Origin of the sequence: uncultured Faecalibaculum sp. (assembly GCF_910588395.1) — a bacterium.
Taxonomy (GTDB): Bacteria; Bacillota_I; Bacilli_A; order Erysipelotrichales; family Erysipelotrichaceae; genus Faecalibaculum.
This window is the reverse complement of the sequence record NZ_CAJUPA010000005.1, coordinates 1-19,760: the sequence shown is the minus strand read 5'-3', so window position 1 is coordinate 19,760 and position 19,760 is coordinate 1. Positions and strand designations below refer to the sequence as shown.

Sequence of the window (19,760 nt, the reverse complement as noted above, 5' to 3'; positions counted from 1 at the left end):
AGCGCCATGTCAGACATTCGATTAACGGAAAACAACAGGCTTCTTTATGCAGGTCCGGGTGATCTGGAAGAAACCCCGCAGGGGCAGAAGCTGCAGTTTGAAACTCCCGAGTCCCGGCAGACCTGGATTGTGGGAAAAGACAGACTGGAAATCATTTCCCGAACGGAACTGACAGTCCGGATGCAGCTTCGTGCCCAGGCTGTGTGTCCGGTCATCATTGACAGTCCCTGGGGCTGTCTGACAGCTGCAGCTTCAGTGGGAAAACTGAAAACAGAGGACTGCAAAGCGGAAGTGGAATATGAACTGGAAGGTGACTGCCGGCATTTCCGGCTGGAATGGACAAAGGAGTGACCAGGATGGAATCAGCAGATACAAAACTGAAAAGCGCGGTCAGCGAAGCGCTGAAGCGGGCTTTTGATCTGGACAAACCCGCAGAGGAAATTGTCATTGAAACGCCCCGCAGCAAAGAACATGGGGATTTTGCAGCGAACACAGCGATGCAGCTGGCAAAAGTCCTTCACCGGAATCCCCGTCAGATTGCAGAAAAGATTGCGGAAGCCCTGGACAGGGAAACCTACGGGATTCAGTCAGTGGAAATTGCCGGACCCGGGTTTCTGAACTTCACCATGGCCAGAGATTCCTTTGCGACAGCCGTGAATCAGATTCTCCGGAAAGGACCGGAGTATGGAACCGGAGAACCCAACGGAATCAAAGTGAATCTGGAGTATGTATCCGCAAATCCCACCGGGTCTCTGCACCTGGGTCACGCAAGAGGTGCAGCCTGGGGAGACTCTGTGAGCCGGATCATGAAAAAAGCCGGATACGATGTCACCCGGGAATACTATGTGAATGATGCCGGCAATCAGATTGCGAATCTGGCCAGATCCCTGCAGGCGCGGTATCTGCAGGCTCTGGGACAGGAAGCTGAAATCGGCGAAGACGGATATCTGGGTGAAGATATCCGGATCAAGGGCAAAGAACTTGCAGATGAATACGGGGATGCTTATATAGAAGAGACTCCGGAAAATCTTGATTTTTTCCGCAAGGAAGGCATTACCTTTGAACTGGACAAGATTCGCCGGGATCTGGATGATTACCGTGTGGGATTTGATGTCTGGAGCAGTGAACAGAGCATCCGGAATGCAGGTCTCGTGGATCAGGTTCTGGACCGTCTGAAAGAAGACGGAGAGAGTTATGAAAGCGATGGCGCCACGTGGTTTGCCTCCACAAAGTACGGAGATGACAAGGACCGGGTGCTGCGCAAGCAGGATGGATCTCTGACGTATCTTGTTCCGGATCTGGCTTATCACGACACCAAGTACAGCCGGGAATATGATGAAATCATTGATTTCTTCGGAGCCGATCATCACGGCTACATTACCCGCCTGAAAGCAGGCATGCAGGCGCTGGGCAATGATCCGGAAAAACTGCATGTGGACATCATCCAGATGGTCCGGCTGGTGAATGATGGCGAGGAAATGAAGATGTCCAAGCGCCTGGGCAATGCCACCACGATCCGGGAACTGTGCGAGCGCGTAGGAGTCGATGCGGCCAGATATTTCTTTGTTCAGCGGGCTCTGGACTCTCATCTCGATTTCGACATGGAACTGGCGGCGAAAAAATCCAACGAGAATCCGGTGTACTATGCGCAGTATGCTCATGCGCGGATGTGCTCCATTGCCAGAGGGGCCGCTGATCTGCAGCCCGCAGAAGATGTGACAGGTCTGAGTCATGAAAAGGAACTGGCGCTGATGAAAGTGCTGGCGGAATTCCCCCGTGTGGTTCAGGATGCAGCCCGGACCCGTCAGGTTCATAAAATGGTGCACTACATTCAGAATCTGGCTTCTCATTTCCACAGCTTCTACAACGCCTGCAAGGTCATCGACCGCAGCGATCCGGAACTGTCTGCCCGGCGGCTGGCTCTGGTCAATGCCACCCGGATCGTTCTGGCAGAGGCTCTGAATCTCATTGGCGTAAACGCGCCGGAAGTGATGTAATCATTCAAGGAGGTTTCCATGAAGAAATCAATGACTGAAACAGCCTATGATATTCTGTCAAAATCCGAAGGACCGCAGTCATTCATCAAGCTCTGGTCCAGTGTGGTCAAGGATATGGGACTGACACCCGCTCAGGCTGACAATCAGATTGCACAGTTTTATACAGATTTGTCCATTGATGGACGGTTCTTCAGTCTGGCGGGCAACCGCTGGGATCTGAAATCCCGCTATTCTTCCGCAGAAAGCAACGTCGATACAGATTCTCTCTCCGTGGAAGATGATGAGGATGAGGAAGAAGACGAGAAAGAGGATCAGGGAGAAGAGTAATCATTTTCAGTCTCCTGATGATCCGGACAAGATCGCAAACAGATCAGTCTGCTGTCAGACTGGTCTTTTTTTGAGAAACCTCTGATTTTCCTGTGTGCAGGAGAAACAACAGTCAGAATCCGCGATTTGACGTATCATTAAGGATAAGAAGAAAAAAGGACCATGGTCCTTTGATTCTGTGAAACATGTCTGGCGGATCCGGAATCCGCCCGTGCAGAAAGGAGTGTGGCCCGTGTTTACAGCCATGCGCTATGTGATCAGGGAAAATTTCAGCAACCTGTATCGCATTTACAGCATTTCAAAATATGAACTGCTTGCAGATATGCGGGATTCCAAATTCGGCATTGTCTGGAATTTTCTCTCCCCGGCCATTCAGGTTCTGACATACTGGCTGATTTTCGGCATTGCCTGGAACCGCAAGCCGGTGGAAGTCAATGGAATCACCGTGGCTTATCTTCCCTGGCTGGTGGTGGGGTATGCCTGCTGGTGGTTCGTGCAGCCCTGCATCACAAATGGGTGCAATGCCATTTTTTCCAAGGTGAATGTCATTACGAAGATGAAGTTTCCGGTTTCGGTTCTGCCTGCAACTGTCATCTGCAAGGAGTTCTTCAATCACGGCTGCATGCTGGTGATTGCCCTGGTGACGCTGCTGGCCTGCGGCTACTACCCGCAGTGGTGGTGGATTTCCCTGCTGTATTACATCTTCGCGGCTTTCTGCTTTGTGGAGGCAGTGGCACTGATTCTGTCGGTTCTGACCATGCTGTGGCGGGATGTGCGGAAACTGATTGTATCCCTGACCCGCATGCTCATGTATTTTTCGCCGATTATCTGGGACTGCCAGTTCGGAAGTCATGTTCCGTTTGCAAAAGCCATCAATCTGATCATGAAAATCAACCCGGTGTATTATCTGGTCAACGGGTACAGAGAATCGATTTTCTACCACAAGTTTTTCTGGCAGCATCCGGCGCAGACTCTGTGCTTCTGGCTGATTGTTCTGGCGCTGTTTGCAGCCGGCTGTCTGCTGATGTACAAGTTCAAGAAGAAGTTCATTGATTTGATCTAGGAGGTGTTTCATGGAAGCGGATATTGCGGTTCGGGCCACAGATGTTTCAAAAATCTATGACCTGAGGAACAAGGACAACCAGCACAAAACTGATTCCTCCAGATTCTATGCTTTGAAAAATGTATCCTTTGAGGTAAAAAAAGGCGATGTGGTGGGGATACTGGGGACCAATGGATCCGGAAAATCCACACTCTCGCTGCTGCTGTCGGGAATTTCCGATATTGACTCCGGAACCATTGAAGTCAACGGTGAGCAGAGTCTGATTGCCATCAACACAGGACTCAACAACCAGCTGACTGGTCTGGAAAACATCAAAGTGAAAGGAGCTCTTCTGGGGCTGAAAAAGAAGCGTATTGAAGAAATCACGCAGGATGTGATCAATTTTGCGGAAATCGGAGATTTTCTCTATCAGCCTGTGAAAAAATACTCCTCGGGTATGAAATCCCGTCTGGGTTTTGCCATTTCCCTGGCATTGAATCCGGATATATTCATTGTCGACGAAGCCCTGTCCGTGGGTGACAGAGGATTTGCAAAAAAATGTCTGGACCGCATGATGCAGCTTCGCAATGACGACGGAAAGACAATCTTCTTCATCTCTCATTCCCTGGACCAGGTCCGCAATTTCTGCACCACCGGAATGTGGATCGAAGGCGGACAGCTGGTGGAAATGGGACCGGTGAATGAAGTTGCGGATCACTACGCCGCCTATGTGGAAAAGCTGAATGCCATGAAGGGACAGGAAAAGCGGGATTTTCTGGATGAGAAATTCAAGAAGCGGCTGCTGCCCAAAGAGCCGAAAAAAGGCTGGAAACGGCTGTTTTCGTGAAATTCATGACGATATACGGGATGGCAGAATTGTCTGCTGTCCTGTTTTTCGGTTATCTGTTGGCCAGCTGCATGAGTATTGCCGGGATGTGACAGGTATACAGCCTGACAGCCGGGGACAAAAACGGAGGACGGGTCCATTCCATGACGGATGTATTTGACAGATATGACAAATCGGTAAATTATATCGTGGAAGTGCATTCATATCGTTCGCAGGTCAAAGCATTCATTGAAATTGTTAAAACCGCCGGAATGGAGGACAATATACCTGTACAATGCAGAAATATTGCCCTGATTCGTGAACTGAAACAAGTGTTTTGGGGGCTGGTCCCTCCTGCTGCCGATGATGGATCCGGGAGATCCGGAAAGGCCTGACTGATTCGGATGTGGATATCATTTCCGTGAACCGGACAGGGTTCAGCAATGCGGTGAGGCATTTTGCACGGATGACACCGCAATGGCGCAATACATGACAAGGAGAAAAATCTCATGAAAAAAGTAATCACATATGGAACTTTCGACCTGTTCCACATTGGTCATCTGAATCTGCTGAAACGGGCAAAGGAACTGGGGGACTATCTGATCGTGGGTGTATCCAGTGATGCCTTCAATGCAGTCAAGGGGAAAAAATGCCAGATCAGCGACAAGGACCGCATGGAGATCGTCAAAGCCATCCGCTATGTGGATGAAGTGATACCGGAAACCTCCTGGGATCAGAAAGTCAGGGACATCCAGGACCACGATGTGGATGTGTTTGTCATGGGGGATGACTGGAAAGGAAAGTTCGACGAGCTGAAAGAATACTGCGAGGTTGTCTATCTTCCCAGGACTGAAGGGATATCCACGACCCAGCTCAAGGATGAACTGGGATCGAAGAAAGCCGAAAGAAAGGATGAAAATCCTGCAGACGGTGACGGGAAGGAGCTGGGGATTGAATGAGCACATTCACCAGGACCTGGAAAGCCATCAAACGGAACGTCCGCAGTTTTCGAAAAAACCGCGCGTACCGGGCGAGATTTCATTTCACCAGTTACTACGAAAAAGAACCCATTGATGAAAAGCTGATTTTTTTCGAATCCTACAGCGCCAATAATTTTTCCGGAAATGTTTTCTACATTTACAAAGCCATTGCCGAAGACCCGAGACTGAGTGATTATCATAAAGTCATTGCCTGCAACCGGAAAAACCATGAAGAAGTGCAGCGTTTTCTGGATTTCCATGGTTTTACTGATTACGAACTTGTGGAAGTGCACTCCCATCAGTACTGCAAGGCTCTGGCCACAGCGAAGTATCTGTTCAACAACTCTACCCTTCCTGTCTATTTCATCAAACGACCGGAACAGATGTATTTCAACACCTGGCATGGCACGCCTTTGAAAACCCTTGGGCGCTCCATCATTTCCGCTCCCAATGAAATCGGCAATACGCAGAGGAATTTCTTCATGGCAGATTATCTGCTGTATCCCAATGAATTCACGTTTTCTCACATGCGGCGGGATTACATGCTGGATGAACTGTTCCCGGGAAACTACTCGCTGAACGGATATCCAAGGAACTACGTATTTTATCAGACAGAGCAGCAGCAGCGGCTCCGGGAAAAGCTGGAACTGACAGAATATCAGATCATTGCCTACATGCCCACCTGGCGGGGAACTGTGGCAAAACGGTCCGTGCAGGAACAGCTGCTGGCGGTCCGCTACTTTTTGATGGAAATTGACAAACGCCTGCGGGATGATCAGATATTCTATGTGAATCTGCACAACTTTCTCAATGCGGAACTGGAATATGAAGGCTACCGCCATATCCGGCCATTCCCCAAAGAATATGAAACCTACGAATTTCTGTCCATTGCGGACTGTCTGGTGACCGATTACTCCAGCGTGTTCTTTGATTTTGCGAACACTAGACGGAAAATCGTTCTCTTTGCCTATGACGAAGATGAATACTTTGCCACCCGCGGGGTGTACATGGATTATGAAGAACTGCCGTTTCCCAAAGCTGATACCGTTCAGAAACTGATCCGGGAAATCAATGATCCGGAGGTTCGCCCTTATACAGAGTTCATTGAGCGTTTTGATCCCTGGGATCATCAGGATACAGCGGCAATGATCAGAGACCAGATTTTCTTCGGAAAGCATGATCTGCATCTGATTGACGGAAAATCCTACCGGAACGGGAAGAAGAATGTGCTGATTTTTGGCGGGTCTCTGGCGCAGAACGGTTTGACCACATCACTTCGGGGACTGCTGAATCATCTGGATACAGAAAAATACAACTTCTTTGTCATGTTCTTCAAACAGAGAGTACAGCGCTACAATTATGTGATTTCCGACTTTCCCAAAGATATATCCTATATCTCCATCCAGGGATGGAAGGATATCACGATCATGGATGCCTTTTGTCAGCTGCTGTATTACAGATTCAATATCACTTCCAAATTTGTTCTGAAACGCATAGATGCGATGTTCCAGCGGGAAGCCAGGCGGATTTTCGCAGAAAACCAGTTCTCGGACGTGATCCACTTTACCGGCTACGAGCGCAACATTGCTGCTTTGTTCGGACAGCTGAAAAATACTCACCGGGTTATTTATGTCCACAATGATATGCGCAAGGAAAAGGATACGCGGTCAAATTATCACATTCCGTCCATTCTCAGGGCCTATGAAGATTACGACACCATTGTGCCGATCCGGGAAAGCATGGTTCCGGAAATCAAGGAACTGGTGCCCGGCATTGCCGATGAAAAAATCAAAGTGGTGCACAACGTCAACAATATCGAGCGCATTCATGAGAATGCGGCGCTGCCATTCGCTTTTGACGCCAATACAGAATCCACGCATACAGAAAAGGAAATCGAAGAGATACTGAATGATTCTTCGCTGTACAAATTCATAGACGTTGCCCGGTATTCTCCGGAAAAAGGCCTGAAGCGGCTGATCCTGGCATTTGAAGAATTCCACCGGAATCATCCCCAGTCTGCCCTGTTCATCATTGGCGGTCATGGTCAGGAATACAGGGAACTCTGCGAATATTGTCAGGATCACGGACTGGACCGCGTGATTCTGATTCAGTCACTCTCCAACCCCTTCCCGGTACTGGCCAAATGTGACTGCTTCATTCTGTCTTCCTTCTATGAAGGACTTCCCATGTCCATCATGGAAGCCCTCATTCTGGACAAGCCGGTCATTTCCACCAATATCACCGGCCCCAGGGAGTTTCTGGAACAGGGATATGGCGAGCTGGTGGATGACAGCCAGCAGGGGCTGTATGAAGGCATGATCAAAGCCTATGATCACACCCTGAAGCTGAAGCCCTTTGATGCAGAAGCCTTCAACAGGCAGGCGCTGCAGGAATTCTATCAGATCCTGGAATGACAGCCACCGCAAGCAGAAACCCGGTCCTGGACTATGCCAAGGGAATTGCCATCATCCTTGTGGTGACAGGGCATCTGATGACAGGAGAAACCGGGCTGGAAAAATGGATTTACTCCTTTCATCTGCCGCTGTTTCTGACAGTCAACGGATATCTGCAGGGAATGAAGCCGGTGCGTCAGACATTCGGACAGTATGCCCGGAAGGAAACCCGGGTGCTGCTGTATCCCTTTGCTGTTTTCTCCTTTCTCAAGGCAGTCATCAATTTCTTTGTGGAGAGCGATCCTGAGGAATTCATTGATCCCATCAGCCGGCTGCTGCTGTTTTCCGGTGACGGCGCCCTGTGGTATCTTCCTGCGTTCTTTCTCTCGGCTCTCCTGTTTTTCTTTTTGCGGAAAACCGGACTGCTCAGATGGGAAGGACTGCTGTGTCTGATCACGCTGTTCAGCTCCGGTGCAATCGCTGCCCATGATCCCTATCAGCCCGACAGCCTGATGTTCTACTGCAATCTGATCAACCGGACTCTGGTCCTGTCTGTGTTCACCAGCCTCGGATACTGGTACCGGCGTCATGAGAACAGACTTCCAGTGAGCCTGCTCAACGGTTTTCTGCTGGTGGCAGTCGGGTTTGTCACCGGCATGCTCAATGCGCAGCCGGATATCCACTATTCCATTCTCGGAAATCCCGTTCTGTTTTTTGCATCCGCTTCGGCGACCTGTATGGGGATTCTGATGATGCTTCAGAATCTGCACCTCAGAATGAACTGGCTTGGCTGGTGCGGCCGGAATTCCATGCTGATTTACCTGACCCATACGACATTTCACTACACAGGGATGGCCCGAGACATTATGGAAATGTGGACAGCCAGTCCCTGGATGATCACCGCAGGGGCGGTGTGTCTTGTCATGCTGGCAGAGATTCCCACGGTCTGGCTGCTGCAGAACCCGCTGAAATGGCTGGTTCAGTGTTCTTTTTTCCGGAAAGCAGGTGCAACCCATGAAACTGCTCAGAGTTCTTAAAAAATCACTGGTTCCGCTTTTTGCTTTTCTGTACCGGATCCTGTGCCGGCTGGTACCCGTTGACCGGCATATGATTCTGTTTCTGGCTTTCCACGGCCGAAGCTGCAGTGACAATCCCCGGGCGATTTATGAAGCCATGCAGAAAGATCCGCAGTTTTCCGGGTATCGGTTTGTCTGGGTACTGCGCAGTCCGGAACAGGAAACTATTCCCGGTGCCAGTGTCATCCGCTACCTGTCCCTTTCCTATTTTTTCCATCTGGCCAGGGCGAAGGTCTGGATCTTCAACTGCAAGATGCCGGTGTACCTGTATAAAAAGAAAAACCAGATCTATCTGCAGACCTGGCACGGCACGCCGCTGAAAAAACTGGGACACGACATTGATGCGGCGCCGGGGCAGACATTTTACCGCTCCGGATTGTCATATGAACAGATGTGCGCCACCTATGATACGGACTCTGCCAGATATGATGCCATGATCAGCCCCAATGCCTTCTGCACAGAAGTCTTTCCCCATGCATTCGGCATACAGCCGGAGAAGCTGATTGAAACCGGATATCCCCGGAATGATTTTCTGTCTTCCTGTACCGAAGAGGATGTGCAGCGGATCCGCAGGGAACTGGGAATCCCGGCGGGTAAAAAGGTGATTCTCTATGCCCCCACCTGGCGGGATGATTCCTGGCAGGCATCCGGGTACACGTTTGACTTGAAGGCGGATTTCAGAAAATGGAAAGAAAAACTGGGACCGGATACGGTGGTCCTGTTCAAGCCTCATTATCTGATTGTAAACAGATTCCGGGATGATCCGGATCTGAAGGATTTTCTGATCTCAGTACCGGCGGATTCGGATATCCGGGAGCTGTATGTGGTCTCGGATGCGCTTGTAACGGATTACTCCTCGGTGTTCTTCGACTATGGCATTCTCAGACGGCCGGTGTATTTTTACATGTATGATCTGGAAAGCTATGCCGGCGATCTGCGGGGCTTTTACATGGACATCGAAACTGAACTTCCCGGAAAGATTTACCGGCAGGAAGAGTCTCTGCTGGAAGATCTGGCAGCGGGGGAATTCGACGATTCCCGGTATCCCGTGTTCACAAAACGGTATAATAACCGGGAAGACGGCCATGCAGCCGCCAGAGTGCTGGACTGGCTGGCCGGCAGACTGAATGCCGGAACCGGGCCTGAAGACAGCTGAAGCCCGGGCCAGGCGCAGCCGCATCGGCAGTGAAGAAGGAGGTGAGGGTCATGGGACTGAAAATACTGATACTGAATTTCTGTCTGCGGATTGTGGATATCTGCACGTTCTGGATCAAGCCCAAACCCGGGACCATCACCTTCATTTCTCTGACGCACAATCGTCTGACCAGTGATTTCGCACTGATTGATGAGCAGCTGAAAAAGGATGGACGGTGGGAGATCCGGTATGATCTCATGGTATTCCGGAAGAATCTCTGGGGGGACTTCCTGTATTTTCTGAACTGTCTGCGGCAGCTGGTGGAGATCAAGCGCAGTCAGCTGGTGATTCTCAATGACAACAACTATGTGATTTCGCATATGAAACCGAAATCGACGAAGGTGCTGCAGGTGTGGCATGCGTGCGGGGCGGTGAAGCGGTTTGGCAACCAGATCCGGCGGAAGTACACGGTGAGCAATTATGATGCGGTTCTGGCCTGTTCCCCGGTGTGGCAGCGGGTTTACAGCGAGGCGTTCGGGGTTCAGCCGGCGCAGGTGCAGGTAACAGGGTGTCCCAGGCTGGATACACTGCTGGATGCCGGGGCAATGGAGAAAAAAGCCCGGGTGCTGCTGGAGAAGTATCCGCAGCTGAAGGGAAAGAAAATCCTGTTGTATGCACCGACGTTTCGGGGAAATATCATGGATGGCATGCGGCCTGCTTCGTTTTCGGCGCAGGCAGTGGTGAAGGATCTGCCGGAGGACTGGATCCTGGTGTCCAAGTATCATCCGCTGCTTCGGCAGACGATTGAGGTGGATGACAGGAGTCTGGATCTTTCGGGGGAGGATCTGTATGCGCTGATGCATCTGAGCACGGCGATGGTATCGGATTTCTCTTCGGTGATTTTTGACTATTCTCTGCTGCAGAAACCCATGATCAGCTATGTGCCGGATCTGGAGGAATACAGAAACACGATAGGGCTGAACATGCCCTATGAAGCGGATTTCCCGGGTGCTGTGACGTTCAGTGAACAGCAGCTGGTGCAGGCGGTGAAGGACTTGGATCGGTATGACTGGAAGAAGCTGGACGATTTCAGGGACAAATACCTGACTCATACCGGCGGCGGCAATACACAGCGGGTATGTGCGCTGATTGATGAGATGATGGAAGCAGGATCCCAGGCGTGAGAGGCGGCGAAGAGCTGAGAACTCACGCTTTTTTTGTGTAATCCGGGAGGCAGGTCCCGGTTTTCAGGTGGATGGCTGCAGGGTCCGGATAAACAGAATCCCCCTGGTGCGACAAAAGGCACCAGGGGGCAGCGGACTGGATGAAGGATTCGGGAGCGGATCAGTGCATCATGCGGCTGATGTCCAGAGCAAGGACACGGTCAATGTGCGTCATGAGCTCATTGCGGAAGCAGCGGGCGGGGCTTTCCCACATCAGATACAGCGTGTTGTCCAGGGCATAGGGCTGTTCGAGGCAGGGAGGCAGCTGCCAGGAGCGGATGGCGTCGCTTTTCAGAAACCGGGTTGCGGTTCTGGGGTAAGCGCACAGGGTGCTGGGGATGTAGGGTCCGTAGGAGAAAGTCAGAAAAACATAGTCGTCCGTGAAGGTGATTCCCTGACACTGCTGGCCGATGATGGCACTGCCGGCTATGGTCCCGCTGCGGGCCATGCGTCCGGGAGGAATCAGATCGAAGCTCTGCAGACGCATGGTGGGTTCGTCCAGCGTGAAGGTTCCGGCATACAGACGGCTGTCGTAACAGGTCATGAAGGAATTTCTGGTGAGCTGGGTGAGTTTCTGTGTCCGGTACCAGGGCAGCGGTTTTCCGGTCTGGGAAAAGCTGTATTTTTCGATGTCCCGGATTCGCAGGTAGCTGGCGCTGGCGTTGTTGGTGTAGCCGGTGGAGACCCACAGATGTTTCCAGACGGGATCCCAGCACACAGATCCTGCATGGGGCTGGCCTTCCAGAACAATGGTTTTGACAAACTCGTGGCTGTCCCGGCTGATCATGTACAGAACGGAATTGTGTTCTTTTTCGTGGCAGTAGGCAGAGATGAAAATATAGTCGTCGGTGACTGCCAGACCCTGGGGGGTCATGTCCACACAGGTATCCGGACGTCCGTCTCTGTCCATGGACAGGGTGGATTTCATGCCGGGGATGACGTAGGTGCCGGCGTTTTTTTCCTGTTCATGGGCCTGCAGACCGGCCTGAGTGAGGACCGGCCAGGCGGCTAGTTCCTGCTGCATTTTCGCGATGGTTTCGTAGCTGACCGGTTCCGTGCCTGTGCGGTCGGGAACTTTGAGCACGGCGGTTTTCATCATGAGCTGGGGATAGGGAATGCTGTTGACGATCAGCAGTCCGGTTGTCAGAAAAGCAAGAAGGCGCTTCATGTGTTGTCTTCTGCGCCTTCTCTGAATTCAACCTGTACTGTGTAGACATCCCGGATGCCGTCCGTGAGTCCGAGGATTTCCGTAATGGCTTTCACGGTGTTTTCCTTTGCTTCTTCGAATACCGGTTTGGAGCGGATTTCCTCTTCGACTGCTTCCTTCTGCCGGGAGGCGAATTCCTTGTAGTCGTTCACGCTGATGGGATTGAACAGGTTCTTCGATTCGTCGTAGACTTCGATGCTCTTTTCATCAATGGAGCTGGAGAGAATCTTCACCGGGTCCAGCGTGACGGTGATGGTTTTTGCGGATTTGTTCACATCCACCTGGGCGGTGTCCAGATCGCAGCCCAGGAGTGCCTGTCCATCGTAGGTGAGGATGAAGAATTTGTCGGTGAGGGGAATGCTCCAGCCGTTGATTTCCAGAGAATTCTCGTACTTTCCGACTTTGCTGTAGTTGTAGCGGGTGGTGATCAGGCTGCTGGCAGATTCCAGCTCCCGCAGCACCACTTTGCCGGTTACTTCAGGCTGTGACTGTACAATGTTCAGGTTCACGGCGCCGAAGAACAGAAATGCGCCGGCGATCACACCGATCAGCAGTGCCGCCAGCAGACTGGTCATTCTTTTCATGGCGTAATTGTATCATACCGATGTGATATAATGGCGGGTACAGAAGAGGGAGAATTCGTCAATGACTGAACAGGAATTCCGGACTGCCTGCCTGGACAGAGGCATCAAGCTGAGCGATAACCAGATGCAGCAGTTCCGTACATATACAGATTTGCTGATTGAATGGAATGAAAAGATGAATCTGACGGCGATTACAGAGCCGTCTCAGATCTGGGAAAAGCATTTTCTGGATTCCATTCTGCCTTTTGCGGACATGGATATCCGCACACTGGCGGATATCGGAACCGGTGCGGGATTTCCGGGTATTCCTGTGAAAATCACATGGCCGGATATTCAAGTCACACTGGTGGAACCGCTGAAGAAACGCTGCCGGTTTCTGGAAGCAGTGAAGGATTCTCTGCAGCTTCAGGGACTGGAAATCGTGCCGGAGCGGGCGGAGGAGTTTGCGGCGGACCACCGGGATTGCTTTGATGCGGTGTGCAGCCGGGCGGTAGCCAGGCTGTCGATCCTGCTGGAGCTCACGGCACCGCTGGCCAGGCCCGGGGGACTGATCATTGCACTGAAGGGCCCCGGGGCGCAGGATGAACTGGCGGCTGCTGCACCGGCGCTGAAGGCACTTCATCTGAAACTGATCCGGGAAACGGATACGTCCCTGGAAGCAGGAAACCGTGTCAATCTGTATTTTGAAAAACAGGGGCTCTCGGACCGGAGATATCCCCGCAATTTCGGTCAGATCAAGAAACACCCTCTGGAGGATGATGCATGGCAAAAGTGATGGCGATTTCCAATCAGAAAGGCGGCGTGGGAAAAACCACCACAGCCATCAATCTGGCTGCAGGCCTGTCTGCCGCGGGCAAAAAAGTGCTGCTGGTGGATTTCGATTCCCAGGGCAATGCTTCCCAGGGACTGTCGGCGTTTTCCACGGAGGACCAGCCCACGGTGTATTCCGTTCTCATGGAGGGTGTTCCGGTGCAGGAGGCAGTGGTGCACAGCGAGGCCAACGGCTTTGACATTCTGCCCGCGAATCTGGCCCTGGCCGGGGCGGACCTGGAAATGGACAAGCTGGATACCGGAAAGGAACAGCTGCTGGCGCAGGCGCTGGCGCCGCTGAAGGAAGACTATGACTATATTCTCATTGACTGTCCTCCTTCCCTGGGGCTTCTGAACACCAACGCTCTGACAGCTGCGGACACCGTGCTCATTCCGGTGCAGTGCGAATACTATGCCCTGGAAGGAATCACCCAGCTGCTGATCACAATCCGGCTGGTGCAGCATACGTCCAATCCCCGTCTGCGGATCGAAGGCATTCTCATGACGATGTATGACATCCGGACAAGGCTGTCGGTGGAGGTGGCCCAGGAAGTGCGACAGACTTTCGGCCGTCTGGTGTACCAGACTTCCATTCCGAGAAATGTCCGGCTGTCGGAGGCTCCCAGCCGCGGACTGTCCATTTTCCAGTACGATCCCCGGTGCACAGGAGCGCAGAAATACGAGGCTTTGACAGAGGAGATTCTGGAACGTGCCCGACAGGAGGAAGAGAATGAGTAAAAACACCGGCCTGGGCAAAGGCCTGGGGGCCATTTTCAGCGGGGATGTGACCCGGGTCCTGGATGATATTCAGAATGGTCAGCAGGATGAACGGGTCCGAGAACAGACAAAGATACCCGTCAGCGAGATCCGGCCGAATCCCTATCAGCCCCGGAAAGTATTTGATCAGGCGGGTCTGGAGGAACTGTCCCAGTCCATCCGGCAGCATGGTGTGTTTACGCCGGTTCTGGTGAAGAAAAGTGTGCAGGGATACGACCTGATTGCCGGAGAACGGCGTCTGCGGGCGTCCCGTATGGCAGGACTGGGGGAAATTCCGGCGATCATTGTGGAGATGAGCGACCAGGAGATGATGGAGGTTGCACTGCTGGAGAACATTCAGCGGGAAGATCTGAATGTCATCGAGGAAGCCCGTGCCTATCAGCAGATGATCAGGAGTCTGAACTATACGCAGGATCAGCTGGCTCACCGCATCGGCAAGTCCAGGGAGCACATTGCCAATACGCTGCGGCTGCTGCGGCTGCCGGAGGATGTGCAGCAGTATGCCATCCGCAAGGAACTGTCCATGGGACACATACGGGCGCTGCTGTCTTTGAAAAGTGAAGACCAGATGCGCAGAATCGCCAAAACAGCTGTATCTCAGGGTCTGTCTGTCCGGAAAGTGGAGCAGCTGGTCAGACAGGAGAATATGAAAAAGCCGGAGAAACTCAGTCCGGCGGATGATGTGTTTGTGAAGGATGCCGCCAGAAAACTGGAAGGTTTCTTTCAGACAGGAGTCCGCATCAGCGGTTCGTCCGTGAGCATCCATTACGAAAATGATGAAGATCTGACCCGGATCCTGGAGCTTCTGGGTCTTACCGAGAAAGAGGCATGACCGGATCTGCAGCGGCTGCCTTGCTGCTGCAGGAAGGAGCGTGTTCAGGAGAAGAGAGAATTATGAAGAATCTGGATTTCGGGCGGGGTGCCCAGCCATTGTATATGCAGCTGAAGGAAATCATCCGTCAGGACATCGAAAATGGCGTATATGCGCGCCATGAGACGATTCCGGCAGAAATCGTGTTTCAGAACCAGTATGGTGTGTCCCGGATCACTGTGCGCCAGGCAATATCCAGTCTGGAGCAGGAAGGCTATGTGGAGCGTTCCCGGGGACGCGGTACACAGGTGATCTGGCGCAAGGGCATTGAAGAAGACGTGAATCAGCTGATCAGTCTGACGGCGGAATTTGAACAGCAGGGTCATGCCATTGACACGCCTTTTGTGCAGGTGGTGCGGGAAGTGCCCCCTGTTGAAGTGCAGGCAGCGTTTGAGTCCGGCAAAGAGTGTCTGCGGATCGACCGGATCAGAACCGCAGACGGCGAGCCCATTGTGTTCTTCCGCACCTGGATTCCCTGCGGTCTCGGATTTCCGGAAGACCGGGATGCATACAGCGGCTCACTGTATGGTCTCTATGAACAGATCACCGGCAGTCAGCCGGCACTGTCCCATGATGAGCTGTATTCCGATCTGGCTTCCGGTCAGGTGGCAGAAAAACTGGGGATTCCGGAAGGGTCGCCGCTGCTGGTTCGTCAGCGGACGGGATACGACCTGCGCAATGACCCGGTGGAATACACCATTTCCTATTTCCGGGGAGACCGTTACCGGTACCGGATCGACCTGAGTTCCAGACAGAGCCATTGAGAAATCTGTTAAAGTTCTGTATAGTGATTCCATTCATGGAGTCAGAAACAGCATAAGCGCCAGGACTGCCTTCGCAGTTGACGAGGACCAGATTGATCGAAAGATTCGGCGGATGATCTGGAGGCAGGTACAGCCTGAGGCAGCAGACAAAACCAGTTCGCGAGAGCTGAACAGACCTGCTGCCGGTACCCTCCATGAAGAATGGAGGTTTTTTTATGTGTGGAATCACAGCCTGTGCAGGCAGCACGCCTGCACTGCCTTTTCTGATGCAGGGACTGGAAAAGCTGGAGTACCGGGGGTACGACTCTGCAGGGGTCACACTGGTGTCCGGTCAGGGACTGACAACAGTCAAGGCAAAAGGACGTCTGGCCACGCTGGCGGCGTCCATGGAAGGCGGCCGGTGGCCGCAGACCACGGGCATTGGTCATACCCGGTGGGCGACCCACGGGGTCCCAAGCAATCTGAATTCGCATCCTCATGTGAATGAGACGGAAACCATTGCCATTGTGCACAATGGCATCATTGAAAACCACCGGCCGATCCGGGAGTTTCTGGAGGATGCAGGATACCATTTTCATTCCGAAACCGACAGCGAAGTGATCGTGCATATGCTGGATTACTACTACAGGGGAGATATGCTGGAGGCTGTCCGGAAAACAGTCCGGTATCTGGATGGAAGCTTTGCCCTGTGCGCTGTCTGCACGGATTTTCCGGATACCGTCTATACTGCCCGGAAGGATTCTCCTATGGTCCTGGGGCAGACAGAACAGGCTTCCCTTTGCGCCAGCGACATTCCGGCTTTGCTGGCATACACCCGGGATATCGTGGCGATGGAAGACCGGCAGATTGCGGTACTGAAACCCGATGGGATCCGCTTGTATGATTTTGACGGAAAACCTGTCCAGCCGGTATGGCTGCATGTGGACTATGACGTGCAGGCAGCACAGAAAGGCGGCTTTGACACGTTTATGGAAAAGGAAATGCATGAGCAGCCCTATGTGCTTTCGGAAACGCTCCGGGGGCGGATTTTCCAGGAAGATGTGAATATGCCGGAGCTGGACTTTCTGGATATGCACGACATGAAAGCCGTGTATTTCATTGCCTGCGGCACCGCCTGGCATGCAGGACTGTATGCGCAGTATCTGTTCCGGAAATGGATCCCGGTTCCCTGTTTCTGCATTCCGGCCAGTGAATTCCGGTATGGAGACTATCCCCTGGGACCGGACACACTGTGTCTGTTCATTTCTCAGTCCGGAGAAACTGCGGATACGCTGGCGGCGCTGAAGGAAGCGAAAAAAGCGGGAGCTCCCTGTGTGTCGGTGACCAATGTGCTGGGATCCAGTCTGGCCAGACAGTCGGACGCCGCACTGTACACCTGTGCGGGTCCGGAAATCGCCGTGGCCAGCACCAAAGCCTACACCACGCAGCTGGTGCTTCTGGCAGCCATCGTGCTGAAGCTGGCGGACCTGTACGGCGCACTGGTGCCGGACCGGCGCAGGTTGGTACAGGATCTGGCCCGGATGCCCCGGGTGGCCCAGGATATGCTGGAGGCTGTTCCGGACGGGATCAGTCATGGGGCAGAGGCGCTGAAAGACCGTCACGATGCGTACTTCATTGGCCGGCAGCTGGATTATGTCAGTGTGCTGGAAGGAGCGCTGAAGCTGAAGGAAATTTCCTACATTCATGCGGATGCCTATTATGCCGGTGAGCTGAAACACGGACCGATTGCCCTGATCGAAGAGGGGACCGTGGTGATTGCTCTGGCAACGCAGCCGGAGGTGGCTGCCAAAACGATTTCCAACATTCGGGAAACTATGGCCCGGGGTGCAGATGTGACGCTGATCACGGGACAGAGTCAGAACGCCGAAGGATTTCAGGACGTGATCCGGATCCCGGATGTGCACCCGTATCTGGCGGTGATTCCGGTCACGATCCTGCTGCAGCGGCTGGCTTTTGAAGCGGCGGAAAAGCGGGGATGCGATGTGGACAAGCCCCGGAATCTGGCCAAAAGCGTAACCGTGGAGTAAGATTGCAGCTTTCAGACATCCCTGTCAGCACAGGTCGGTGAAACCTGACGGTTTGGACAGACAGGATACGAAAAAGCCGGATGTCCGCAGGAACGACAGTTCTCCTGCGGGGATCCGGCTTTCCGGTGCGGGACCATGCAAAGCGGACAACACATGCATGCCTGTTCTTTTTTCATATGAACAGGCAGAGATCAGCATCACAGTGGCAACATCTGCTCCAGTCCTGCCGGCAGATAGACCCGGCGGATGAAGTCCAGCGTCAGGTCCAGACCGTTGTCAGCCAGGTATTCCAGCAGATATTCCAGATCCCGTGCAGTTTCCGGATGGATCATGATCCGGTCTTTGCCGGCCCGGTAGTATTCCAGTGCAGAACGGTCCGTGTACTTGTCTTTCTGATACACCATGCTGGCAGCGACCCGGTCGCAGAACATTTCCGCCACATAGCGGCGTTCCATTTTCACCGGATGAACGCCCTGCGGTCCGTTGTCCAGCCAGTATTCCCAGTGGTGGGGATTGCGCCCCTTGTGATGGAGCCAGGAAAAGGAATAGCCTTCCTGCTCTTTCTGCGCGTCGATGGGGGAACGGTTTCCCTGGTAATACCGGAATCCGGTTTTCAGTTCCAGGGGACTGTATTTGGAAAGATCATGCAGAATCCCCTGTCTGTACAGGCCGCAGCGAAAGCACAGCCGCATGACAAGGGCTTTGTGGACGTTAATGGTGTGAAGATGGCCTTTGATGTTAGCTCTGGTGATCATCCTGTTCCTCCTGTGTGGTGCCGGCAGCAGGCTGCGCTGCCTGATCTCTTCGGTCGGTGAGAACTGCCAGGTTTGTCAGAAGCCAGCGTCTGGCGGGTTTCACATCTTTTCCGTGAATGGGAACAGATACGGCCAGTTTGGCCTGGTTTTTGTGCAGAGACGAGCACCACACCTGCACCTCTTCCTCCGGCAGTTTCTGCGGACAGCCGGCAGCGATGCCGCTGGCTTTGGCAAGGGCTTCGGTCACGTTGCCCGGCAGCGGATAATGCAGATGCACGGTCAGATGCAGAAGCGGATCCCTGCTCCAGTTCACGATCGTATCGCTGACCAGCAGGGAGTTGGGAATGATGACTTCCTTGCTTCCATTGGTCCGCACGGTGGTATACATCAGCTCAATGCCGGACACAGTCCCCTGATTGCCGCCCACGGAGATGTAGTCTCCCACGGCAAAAGGGCGGGTGAGGAGAATCTGCAGCCCTCCGGCCACATTGGCCATGTTGTCTTTCAGAGCCAGTGTCATCCCCAGTCCCACTGCCGAGAGCAGGCTCAGCGTGCCGGACATTTTGAATCCCAGCTGTTCCATGGCCAGCAGAAAGGACAGGCCCATGATCACCACATTGACCAGGGAAGCCAGAAACGTCAGCACCCCTTTGTTGGGGGCCTTGCGGGCCATGCGCAGAATCATCCGCTTCACAAAGGGCCCCAGAATCAGCCCGGCACAGATTTCCAGAACAGGCAGCCACAGCGTGGTTCCCAGTTTCTCCCAGTTGATGTCAGCAGACATGGCAATCACCTCCCGGATATCGTACCATGGGCGGTCTGTTTTTCAGAGCCGGGTCCCTGGCTTCGGGAGACACAGGATGATGGTTTTTGTTTCTTCGGGATTGCCCGGACTGATTTTTTCTGTTACCATCCCGTCTTTTACAGTTTGAAGCGTGAAATCGGCGAGAAGCCCTTTACCTAAAG

19 protein-coding genes and 1 pseudogene are annotated in these 19,760 nt (G+C 52.9%); 16 read left to right on the top strand and 4 right to left on the bottom strand.

Annotated features, from left to right (window positions below; genetic code table 11):
* Nucleotides 1-6: 6 nt before the first annotated feature.
* The 11 genes and pseudogenes from QZ305_RS02205 to QZ305_RS02155 all read left to right on the top strand — a co-directional run bounded on the left by QZ305_RS02205 (nt 7) and on the right by QZ305_RS02155 (nt 10,960).
* Nucleotides 7-351 (top strand): hypothetical protein, encoded by a 345-nt coding sequence (locus tag QZ305_RS02205; protein ID WP_294729860.1) that lies wholly within the window; start codon nt 7-9, stop codon nt 349-351.
* Nucleotides 352-356: 5 nt separating this feature from the next.
* A complete protein-coding gene (argS, locus tag QZ305_RS02200) occupies nt 357-1,997 on the top strand; it encodes an arginine--tRNA ligase (protein ID WP_294729859.1) in 1,641 nt (546 codons plus the stop codon).
* Nucleotides 1,998-2,015: 18 nt separating this feature from the next.
* Nucleotides 2,016-2,324 carry a DNA-directed RNA polymerase subunit delta gene (gene rpoE, locus QZ305_RS02195; RefSeq protein WP_294729858.1) on the top strand — a complete coding sequence of 103 codons (309 nt, stop codon included), beginning with the start codon at nt 2,016-2,018 and terminating at the stop codon, nt 2,322-2,324.
* 232 nt (nt 2,325-2,556) lie between these two features.
* Nucleotides 2,557-3,387, top strand: a complete 831-nt coding sequence (locus QZ305_RS02190) for an ABC transporter permease (RefSeq protein ID WP_294729857.1) — start codon at nt 2,557-2,559, stop codon at nt 3,385-3,387.
* A 10-nt stretch (nt 3,388-3,397) separates the two neighbouring features.
* The gene (locus QZ305_RS02185; protein WP_294729856.1) at nt 3,398-4,213 is read left to right on the top strand and encodes an ABC transporter ATP-binding protein; all 816 of its coding nucleotides are present in this window, start codon (nt 3,398-3,400) and stop codon (nt 4,211-4,213) included.
* 143 nt (nt 4,214-4,356) lie between these two features.
* Nucleotides 4,357-4,587: a hypothetical protein gene (locus QZ305_RS02180; protein WP_294729855.1), complete on the top strand. Its 231-nt coding sequence runs from the start codon at nt 4,357-4,359 to the stop codon at nt 4,585-4,587.
* A 114-nt stretch (nt 4,588-4,701) separates the two neighbouring features.
* Nucleotides 4,702-5,088, top strand: a pseudogene (gene tagD / locus QZ305_RS02175) (glycerol-3-phosphate cytidylyltransferase); the annotation flags it as partial.
* Nucleotides 5,089-5,147: 59 nt separating this feature from the next.
* On the top strand, nt 5,148-7,586 hold the full coding sequence (locus QZ305_RS02170; RefSeq protein ID WP_294729853.1) for a glycosyltransferase: 2,439 nt from the start codon (nt 5,148-5,150) through the stop codon (nt 7,584-7,586).
* Entirely contained in the window at nt 7,583-8,602 is a 1,020-nt protein-coding gene (locus QZ305_RS02165; protein ID WP_294729852.1) for an acyltransferase family protein, read from the top strand. Before QZ305_RS02170 ends, QZ305_RS02165 begins: the two co-directional genes overlap by 4 nt.
* A complete protein-coding gene (locus QZ305_RS02160; protein WP_294729851.1) occupies nt 8,580-9,797 on the top strand; it encodes a CDP-glycerol glycerophosphotransferase family protein in 1,218 nt (405 codons plus the stop codon). Before QZ305_RS02165 ends, QZ305_RS02160 begins: the two co-directional genes overlap by 23 nt.
* A 50-nt stretch (nt 9,798-9,847) precedes the next feature.
* A complete protein-coding gene (locus tag QZ305_RS02155) occupies nt 9,848-10,960 on the top strand; it encodes a CDP-glycerol glycerophosphotransferase family protein (RefSeq protein WP_294729850.1) in 1,113 nt (370 codons plus the stop codon).
* A gap of 160 nt (nt 10,961-11,120) precedes the next feature.
* Here the strand turns inward: QZ305_RS02155 and QZ305_RS02150 are convergent, their stop codons facing one another.
* Both QZ305_RS02150 and QZ305_RS02145 read right to left on the bottom strand, forming a co-directional pair.
* Nucleotides 11,121-12,167, bottom strand: a complete 1,047-nt coding sequence (locus QZ305_RS02150; RefSeq protein ID WP_294729849.1) for a hypothetical protein — start codon at nt 12,165-12,167, stop codon at nt 11,121-11,123.
* Nucleotides 12,164-12,790: a DUF4230 domain-containing protein gene (locus QZ305_RS02145; protein ID WP_294729848.1), complete on the bottom strand. Its 627-nt coding sequence runs from the start codon at nt 12,788-12,790 to the stop codon at nt 12,164-12,166. Before QZ305_RS02145 ends, QZ305_RS02150 begins: the two co-directional genes overlap by 4 nt.
* Before the next feature lie 61 nt (nt 12,791-12,851).
* On the opposite strand from QZ305_RS02145, the gene rsmG reads away from it, so the two are divergent.
* From rsmG to glmS, 5 genes are all read left to right on the top strand, one after another.
* A complete protein-coding gene (gene rsmG / locus QZ305_RS02140) occupies nt 12,852-13,565 on the top strand; it encodes a 16S rRNA (guanine(527)-N(7))-methyltransferase RsmG (RefSeq protein ID WP_294729847.1) in 714 nt (237 codons plus the stop codon).
* Entirely contained in the window at nt 13,553-14,338 is a 786-nt protein-coding gene (locus QZ305_RS02135; protein WP_294729846.1) for a ParA family protein, read from the top strand. Before rsmG ends, QZ305_RS02135 begins: the two co-directional genes overlap by 13 nt.
* The gene (locus QZ305_RS02130; RefSeq protein WP_294729845.1) at nt 14,331-15,209 is read left to right on the top strand and encodes a ParB/RepB/Spo0J family partition protein; all 879 of its coding nucleotides are present in this window, start codon (nt 14,331-14,333) and stop codon (nt 15,207-15,209) included. The genes QZ305_RS02135 and QZ305_RS02130 overlap by 8 nt, the downstream gene beginning before the upstream one ends.
* Nucleotides 15,210-15,271: 62 nt before the next feature.
* Nucleotides 15,272-16,012 carry a GntR family transcriptional regulator gene (locus QZ305_RS02125; protein ID WP_294729844.1) on the top strand — a complete coding sequence of 247 codons (741 nt, stop codon included), beginning with the start codon at nt 15,272-15,274 and terminating at the stop codon, nt 16,010-16,012.
* A 215-nt stretch (nt 16,013-16,227) separates the two neighbouring features.
* Nucleotides 16,228-18,039: a glutamine--fructose-6-phosphate transaminase (isomerizing) gene (gene glmS / locus QZ305_RS02120; protein WP_294729843.1), complete on the top strand. Its 1,812-nt coding sequence runs from the start codon at nt 16,228-16,230 to the stop codon at nt 18,037-18,039.
* Nucleotides 18,040-18,236: 197 nt separating this feature from the next.
* Here the strand turns inward: glmS and QZ305_RS02115 are convergent, their stop codons facing one another.
* A complete protein-coding gene (locus tag QZ305_RS02115; RefSeq protein WP_294729842.1) occupies nt 18,237-18,794 on the bottom strand; it encodes a DUF5662 family protein in 558 nt (185 codons plus the stop codon).
* Nucleotides 18,778-19,578 carry a mechanosensitive ion channel family protein gene (locus tag QZ305_RS02110; protein ID WP_294729841.1) on the bottom strand — a complete coding sequence of 267 codons (801 nt, stop codon included), beginning with the start codon at nt 19,576-19,578 and terminating at the stop codon, nt 18,778-18,780. The genes QZ305_RS02115 and QZ305_RS02110 overlap by 17 nt, the downstream gene beginning before the upstream one ends.
* Between the last annotated feature and the right edge of the window lie 182 nt (nt 19,579-19,760).

What these genes read in the sequence shown, in the direction of transcription:
- QZ305_RS02205 (WP_294729860.1), top strand. Translation starts at nt 7, where the DNA reads ATGTCAGACATTCGATTAACGGAAAACAACAGGCTTCTTTATGCAGGT.
- argS (WP_294729859.1), top strand. Translation starts at nt 357, where the DNA reads ATGGAATCAGCAGATACAAAACTGAAAAGCGCGGTCAGCGAAGCGCTG.
- rpoE (WP_294729858.1), top strand. Translation starts at nt 2,016, where the DNA reads ATGAAGAAATCAATGACTGAAACAGCCTATGATATTCTGTCAAAATCC.
- QZ305_RS02185 (WP_294729856.1), top strand. Translation starts at nt 3,398, where the DNA reads ATGGAAGCGGATATTGCGGTTCGGGCCACAGATGTTTCAAAAATCTAT.
- QZ305_RS02180 (WP_294729855.1), top strand. Translation starts at nt 4,357, where the DNA reads ATGACGGATGTATTTGACAGATATGACAAATCGGTAAATTATATCGTG.
- QZ305_RS02170 (WP_294729853.1), top strand. Translation starts at nt 5,148, where the DNA reads ATGAGCACATTCACCAGGACCTGGAAAGCCATCAAACGGAACGTCCGC.
- QZ305_RS02165 (WP_294729852.1), top strand. Translation starts at nt 7,583, where the DNA reads ATGACAGCCACCGCAAGCAGAAACCCGGTCCTGGACTATGCCAAGGGA.
- QZ305_RS02160 (WP_294729851.1), top strand. Translation starts at nt 8,580, where the DNA reads ATGAAACTGCTCAGAGTTCTTAAAAAATCACTGGTTCCGCTTTTTGCT.
- QZ305_RS02155 (WP_294729850.1), top strand. Translation starts at nt 9,848, where the DNA reads ATGGGACTGAAAATACTGATACTGAATTTCTGTCTGCGGATTGTGGAT.
- QZ305_RS02150 (WP_294729849.1), bottom strand. Translation starts at nt 12,167, where the DNA reads ATGAAGCGCCTTCTTGCTTTTCTGACAACCGGACTGCTGATCGTCAAC.
- QZ305_RS02145 (WP_294729848.1), bottom strand. Translation starts at nt 12,790, where the DNA reads ATGAAAAGAATGACCAGTCTGCTGGCGGCACTGCTGATCGGTGTGATC.
- rsmG (WP_294729847.1), top strand. Translation starts at nt 12,852, where the DNA reads ATGACTGAACAGGAATTCCGGACTGCCTGCCTGGACAGAGGCATCAAG.
- QZ305_RS02135 (WP_294729846.1), top strand. Translation starts at nt 13,553, where the DNA reads ATGGCAAAAGTGATGGCGATTTCCAATCAGAAAGGCGGCGTGGGAAAA.
- QZ305_RS02130 (WP_294729845.1), top strand. Translation starts at nt 14,331, where the DNA reads ATGAGTAAAAACACCGGCCTGGGCAAAGGCCTGGGGGCCATTTTCAGC.
- QZ305_RS02125 (WP_294729844.1), top strand. Translation starts at nt 15,272, where the DNA reads ATGAAGAATCTGGATTTCGGGCGGGGTGCCCAGCCATTGTATATGCAG.
- glmS (WP_294729843.1), top strand. Translation starts at nt 16,228, where the DNA reads ATGTGTGGAATCACAGCCTGTGCAGGCAGCACGCCTGCACTGCCTTTT.
- QZ305_RS02115 (WP_294729842.1), bottom strand. Translation starts at nt 18,794, where the DNA reads ATGATCACCAGAGCTAACATCAAAGGCCATCTTCACACCATTAACGTC.
- QZ305_RS02110 (WP_294729841.1), bottom strand. Translation starts at nt 19,578, where the DNA reads ATGTCTGCTGACATCAACTGGGAGAAACTGGGAACCACGCTGTGGCTG.